Genomic DNA, 440 nt, shown 5'->3' with positions numbered 1-440 from the left:
AATATGCTCTGATTTTGGCCATGTCGGCACCCGAACTCGCGCTCCCGGACGACGTTGACGCGCTCAAGGCGATGGTTGTTGCCATGGCCGAAAAGGCCGCCCTTCTGGAGGAGCGCAACCTCCATCTCGAGTTGGCCAGCAAGAGCGCTGATGAGCGGATCGCACGGCTGACCGCGGTCGTGAAGATGCTGGAGCGGGCGCGCTTTGGCAGCCGCTCCGAACGGTTGCGGACCGGTGCGCTGAGCGAGGAGCAGTACGCTCTGGTCTTCGACGAGATCGAAACCGGTGTGGCAGCCATCGAAGCGCAGATGGAGAAGTCTGCGGGCGGCTCGAAAGCGAAGCGCGCTCCGCGTCCTCGCAAAAGCTTTGCGGCCCATCTCGAACGGGTCGAGGTGGTTATCGAGCCCGAAACGCCTGCTGGCTGCGAAGCGCTGGAAAAG

The 440-nt window shown here is 63.2% G+C and carries 1 protein-coding gene; it reads left to right on the top strand.

The genetic code is table 11. The features are described 5' to 3' along the window. Positions 1-20 precede the first annotated feature (20 nt). The coding region (locus AC0L2Y_RS34615) for a transposase domain-containing protein (RefSeq protein ID WP_473562342.1) at positions 21-440 on the top strand (420 nt) is incomplete at its 3' end.

This window comes from Mesorhizobium sp. WSM4830, assembly GCF_055811495.1.
Note: the sequence above shows the minus strand (reverse complement) of the source record. Positions and strands in the feature narration are given on the sequence as shown.